General features: G+C 64.2%; 1 protein-coding gene. It reads left to right on the forward strand.

Features of this window, described 5'->3' with window-relative positions:
• The coding region (locus FLQ44_RS02025; RefSeq protein ID WP_206208619.1) for a SufD family Fe-S cluster assembly protein at window positions 1-293 on the forward strand (293 nt) is incomplete at both ends.

Consider the following 293-nt stretch of genomic DNA (forward strand, 5'->3'; position numbering starts at 1 on the left):
TGGACCCAGGTCGAGACCGGTTCGGCCATCACCTGGAAGTACCCGAGCTGCGTGCTGAAGGGCGACGACTCGGTGGGCGAGTTCTACTCGGTGGCGCTGACCCATCACCGCCAGCAGGCCGATACCGGTACCAAGATGATCCACCTCGGCAAGAACACCAAGAGCAAGATCATCAGCAAGGGCATCAGCGCCGGCCGCGGCCAGAACACCTATCGCGGGCTCGTGCACATCGGCAAGGGCGCGGAGAACGCGCGCAACTACACCCAGTGCGACAGCCTGCTGATCGGCAAGCG

The sequence above is a fragment of the Vogesella mureinivorans genome, from assembly GCF_007644035.1.
Lineage (GTDB): Bacteria > Pseudomonadota > Gammaproteobacteria > Burkholderiales > Chromobacteriaceae > Vogesella > Vogesella mureinivorans.